General features: G+C 64.9%; 2 protein-coding genes and 1 pseudogene. All 3 read left to right on the top strand.

The window, feature by feature from the left end; genetic code table 11:
* Window positions 1–386 (top strand): annotated as a pseudogene (locus HUU96_RS10025) (AAA family ATPase); the annotation flags it as partial.
* Between the two features lies 1 nt (window position 387).
* Complete coding sequence (gene ligA / locus HUU96_RS10020) at window positions 388–2520, top strand: NAD-dependent DNA ligase LigA (protein WP_174292671.1); 2133 nt, start codon at window positions 388–390, stop codon at window positions 2518–2520.
* Between the two features lie 179 nt (window positions 2521–2699).
* Window positions 2700–5891, top strand: a 3192-nt coding sequence (locus HUU96_RS10015) for a TonB-dependent receptor (RefSeq protein ID WP_174292670.1), incomplete at its 3' end; no start/stop codon positions are given.

The following is a 5891-nucleotide window of genomic DNA, read 5'->3' as shown; positions in this document are numbered from 1 at the left end:
TCGCCAAGATCGCGTCGGGCGGCGAGCTGTCGCGCTTCATCCTGGCGCTCAAGGTGGCGTTGGCGGAACAAGGCGGCGCGGCGACGCTGATCTTCGACGAGATCGACCGTGGCGTCGGCGGTGCGGTGGCGAGCGCGATCGGCGAGCGGCTGGCGCGGCTGGCGACCGGCGCGCAGCTGCTGGTCGTCACGCACAGTCCGCAGGTCGCAGCGCGCGGCGCGGCGCATCTGCTGATCGCCAAGAGCCATGACGGCCTCGTCACCCGCACCGGTGTCCGCCCGCTCGGCGAGGACGAACGCCGCGAGGAGATCGCGCGGATGCTGTCGGGCGCGACGGTGACGCCAGAGGCGCGGGCGCAGGCCGATCGGCTGCTGGAGACGGCGTAGCATGTCCCTCCTGCCCGCCACCGAGGACGCCGCCAGGGCCGAGCTGGCGGCGTTGGCCGAGACCATCGCGCAGCACAACCGGCTGTACCACACGGACGATGCGCCGGAGATCAGCGACGCCGATTACGACGCGCTCGTCCGCCGCAATGCCGCGATCGAGGCGGCCTTTCCCGACCTGACCCGCGCCGACTCGCCCAGCCGTCAGGTCGGGGCCGCCCCCGCCGCCCATCTGTCTAAGGTGGCGCACGCACGGCCAATGACCAGCCTCGACAACGCCTTTGCCGACGAGGAGGCCGCCGAGTTCGTCGCGCGGGTGCGGCGCTTCCTGAAGCTCGCCGACGACGAGCCGGTGGCGCTCACCGCCGAGCCCAAGATCGACGGCCTGTCCTGCTCGCTGCGCTACGAAGGCGGCGCGCTGGTGCAGGCGCTGACCCGCGGCGACGGCGCAATCGGCGAGGACGTGACCGAGAATGTGCAAACCGTCGCCGACATCCCCCAGCGCCTGGCCGGCACCGCGCCCGTCGTGTTCGAGGTGCGCGGCGAGGTCTATATGGCCAAGGACGCGTTCACCGCGCTCAACGCCCGCCTGCTCGTTGAGGCGGAAGCCGCCGGCAAGGAGGCGCGACAGTTCGCCAACCCGCGCAACGCCGCCGCCGGCTCGCTGCGCCAGAAGGACGCCGCCGTCACCGCCAGCCGGCCGTTGAGGTTCCTCGCCCATGGCTGGGGCGAGGCGAGCGAAGTGCCGGCCGACACCCAGACCGGCTTGGTCGCGGTCCTGCGCGGCTGGGGCCTGCCGGTCGCCGACGGCTTCGCCTTCGCCGGCACCATCGACGAGGCACTCGCCGTGTATCGCGCGATCGAGGCGACCCGCGCCGACCTGCCGTTCGATATCGACGGCGTGGTCTACAAGATCGACCGGCTCGATTGGCAGGCACGGCTCGGCATCGTCGGGCGCACGCCACGCTGGGCGCTGGCGCACAAGTTCCCGGCCGAGCGCGCGCAGACGACGCTGAACGCAATCGACATCCAAGTCGGCCGTACCGGCGCGCTGACGCCGGTGGCGCGGCTGGAGCCGGTGACGGTCGGCGGCGTCGTCGTCACCAACGCGACGCTGCACAATGCCGATGAGATCGCGCGGCTGGGAGTGCGCCCCGGCGACCGCGTGATGCTGCAGCGCGCCGGCGACGTGATCCCGCAGATCGTCGAGAACCTGACCCGCTATGCCGAGCGGCCGGCGTTTGCCTTTCCCGATCACTGCCCCGAATGCGGATCGCTGGCGACGCGCGAGGAAGGTGGCGTGGTGGTGCGCTGCACTGGCGGCCTCATCTGCCCTGCCCAGCGCGTCGAGCGGCTGATCCACTTCGTCTCGCGCCACGCCTTCGACATCACAGGCCTCGGCACCAAGCAGATCGAGGGCCTGTTCCGCGACGGCCTGGTCGCCTCCCCGGCCGACATCTTCCGCCTGCACCGCCACCGCGCGACGCTGGTCACGCGCGAGCGGATGAGCGAACTGGTGGTCGACAAGCTGCTCGCCGCGATCGAGGCGCGACGCGACATTGCGCTAGACCGCTTCCTGTTCGCGCTCGGCATCCGCCATGTCGGCGAGATCACCGGCCGCGACCTTGCGCGCCGCTTCGTCGGACTCGCCGCGTTCCGGGCGATGATCGACGCCGCGCTTGCGGTGCGTGCCGAGACGGTGCCGGCGATCGGCGAGTCCGACCGCCGCTACGAGCTGCGCCGCCAGCGCGCGGTGGTCACTGCGGTCGACACCGCGCAGATCGGTCCCGAGGTCGCCGACGCGCTGCTCGACTTCTTCGCCGAGGAACATAACCGCGCGGTGTTCGACGACCTGCTGGCGGAAGTGACGCCGCGCGACGTCGTGCACGCCGTCCGCCGCTCCGACGTGTCGGGCAAGACGGTGGTGTTCACCGGCGCGCTGGAGACGATGAGCCGCGACGAGGCCAAGGCGCAGGCGGAGGCGCTGGGCGCGCGCGTGTCGGGCTCGGTGTCGGCCAAAACCGACCTGGTGGTCGCCGGCCCGGGCGCGGGATCGAAGCTAAAAAAGGCCGCCGACCTTGCGATCGAAGTGATCGACGAGGCCGGCTGGGCGGCGTTGGTTGCTGCCGCCGATTGAGGCGCGCCCGTCCTCAAAGCATCCCGTGGCTTTTTTGCAACGCACAAAAAGGGAGTCGTTGTGCCCGCGGGAGTCGACTCGCCATTGTCACGCAGACGCCATAATCGACCGGCAGGCGACGTTGCGAACGGGCAGGTCGCTCGTGGGATCTGGGGCAAAACGCCCGAGGGGGAAATTTGATGCGTACCAACCTGTTTATCGGTGCGGCGATGGTCACCATGATCGCTCCCACAGGAGCAATGGCGCAGGAAACGACTGCCGCCATTCGCGGCACTGTGACGTCGGCAGGAACCCCGGTCGCAGGGGCAACAGTGCTGGCGACCGAAACCCAATCCGGTACGCGGTCTACGGCTACCACGAACACTGACGGCAGCTTCAGCTTCAACGGTCTGCGCCCGGGTGGTCCCTACACGGTCGTGGTGACTTCGCCGACCGGCAATAAGACGATCACCGACATCTTCACCGTCGTCCAGCAGACCTACGAACTACCGATCGAATTAGCCGACACTGCAGAGGGTGCGGGCACCGGCGGCGACATCGTCGTCACGGCGTCGCGCGTTGCCGGTGCCGGCACGCGTTCCGATGGTCCGCAAACGATCCTGACCCAGTCGGATGTCCGCAAGGTCGCCTCGGTCAACCGCGACATTCGCGATATCGAGAAACGCGATCCGTTCGCGACGCTTGACCTGTCGAACACCGGCGATCGCGGCGGCGCGGTGTCGTTCGCAGGCGTCAATCCCCGCTATAACAAGTTCACGATCAACGGTGTAACCGTGGGCGACACCTTTGGTTTGAACCAGGATGCTAGCCCCACCAACCGCGGCCCCGTTCCCTTCGATGCGATCGGGCAGGTCTCGCTCTCGATCGCTCCCTACGACTTCCGTCAGAGCAATTTTCAGGGTGGTGTTATCGATGCCGTCCTGAAGTCTGGAACCAACAAGTTTCACGGCACTGGCTTCTACTCGGAAAACACCGACGGTCTGACGGGCAATAAGATCGGCAGCAACGTCATCGTCAATCCGAAGTTCAATTCCAAAACTTATGGTGCGGAACTCGACGGCCCGATCATCAAGGACCGCCTGTTCTTCATGGTAACTGCGGAGAAGAACGTCGACCCCCGTCCGTTCAGCACGCTGCTCGGGCAGATCCCTAATCTGAACCAAGGGATCATCGACAATATCAATGGCATAACCGCCGCGAAATATCCGACGGTCGTTCCTGGCAACACGCTGGTCGTCAATCCACGTAAGGACGAGAAGATTGTCGGCCGGATCGACGCCAACATCACAGACGGGCAGAAGCTGTCGCTTTCGTACGTCAACTCGTACGACTCGCTGGTCAGCCAGAACGGCACTTCGACCTCAGCGACTGGTCCCAGCTATGGTCTCAGCTCCAACGCCTATGCGTTAACCGAGTTGCTGCGCGCTGGCATCGTCCAGCTGAACTCACAGTGGACTGACAATTTCTCCACGGAGGCCCGCGGCATCTATCGGAAGACGGTCCGCGGACAGGAGCCGCTTAACGGCCGCAATTCAGGCCAGTTCACCGTCTGCGACGATCCCACTTTCGCTACGACGCCGTTCAGCACCGTGCAGACGGCGGCGGCGCAATCCGTCACCGGTTGTTCCAGCGGCTCTCCCAAGGTGGTCTTCGGACCGGACAATTCGCGTCAGACCAATCAGCTCAACTTCGACACGGTCGAGGGCTCCTTGCTTGCTCGCTATCATGCGGGCGACCACGAGGTGAAGCTGCTGATCGACGTAACGCAGAACCACACCTACAATAATTTCGTCCAGAACAGCCTTGGTTCTTGGTATTTCGACTCCCTTGCGGATTACAATGCGGGCAACGCGAACCAGCTGATCTACGCGGCACCGGTGGCGCCCGCGGCGGCTGATTTCCGCTACACGCAAATTGCGTTCGGCTTCCAGGACGACTGGCAGGTCACGCCGAACCTGACCGTCACTTATGGCGCACGCGAGAGCATCTATGCTCAGAATGAAGCGCCGGTTTACAATCCGTATTTTGATGCACGCTACAACTTCACTAACACCAAGACCTACAAGGGTCTGGAGTTGTTCGAACCGCGTGCCAGCTTCTCCTTCCGTCCCGATGGCAAGTTCTCTCATCTGCGGCTGCGCGGCGGTGCCGGCATCTTCGGCGGCGGGACGCCGGACATCTACCTGTCCAACAGCTTCTCCAACACGATCACCACGAACTCGGTGACCATCACGCGGTCGGCGAGTGGCGCGAACACCTGCACCGGCGGCGTTCCCGTCGCCGTCTGCAACGCCGCGCTGAACGGCGTGACGGGGACGGTATCGCCCTTGGTGACCGCCTACGCGACCAACGTGACCGGCAGCACGACTCTGCCCAGGACGAACACCGGTGCATTGGACCCCAACTTCCGCCTGCCTAGGGAGCTAAAGGCAACGCTATCGGCGGATTATAAGTTCTTCGGCATCGACTTTGGTGCAGATTACTATTTCTCTAAGAACATCGACGGAGTCGTGTTCACCGACGCGCGCTCGGTACAGCTCGGCGTACTGCCCGATGGCCGGCCTCGCTATGGCAATCCCTACACCGGCTTTGCGGACACCAATTACGATATCATCGTCAAGAACTCGACAAAGGGCCGCAGCCATGTCGGCGTCATCCGCGCCAGCAAGGATTTTGGCTTTGGCCTGAGCTTGGGCGGTAGCATTTCGGCGCAGGACGTCCGCGACGTGGGCGACGCCACCTCGTCGACGATCAACTCCAACTATCGCTATCAGAGCTTCGCCGATCCCAACAATGCCGTCTATGGTATCTCGGACAACCAGACGCGCTACGAGTTCAAGTACAGCATCGGCTTCGATCACGCGTTTTACCGTGATTACAAGACGCGGATCCAGCTGTTCGGCGATACCAAGGCGGGCCGGCCGTTCAGCTATACGATGCTCGACAACGTGACGACGCGGTCGGCAGTGTTCGGCACGGTGCTGACCACGGGGACGACGAGCCCGACCAATCTGCTGTATGTTCCGACCGGTCCGAACGATCCGATCGTGTCCTATGACAGCGCCGCGACGCAAGCGGCCCTCGATGGTTATGTCAACAGTTCGGTACTCAAGAAGTATCGCGGCGTGATCGCGCCCAAGAACATCGCCCGCAACCGTGCCAATACGCGGATCGATCTTCATCTTGAGCAGGAATTCCCAACCTTCGTTGGCAAGTCGCGCGTCACGCTCTTCGCCGACATCCTCAACCTGCCCAACCTACTGAACAGCAAGTGGGGCGGCTTGCGTCAGCTCGGCTTCCCTTACTCCGCCACGCTGGTGACGGTGCAGTGCCTCAGCACGGCAACGCCCACCGGCACGGCTCCCGCGATC

The sequence above is a fragment of the Sphingomonas bacterium genome (assembly GCF_903644135.1).
Lineage (GTDB): Bacteria > Pseudomonadota > Alphaproteobacteria > Sphingomonadales > Sphingomonadaceae > Sphingomonas.
Note: the sequence above shows the minus strand (reverse complement) of the source record. Positions and strands in the feature narration are given on the sequence as shown.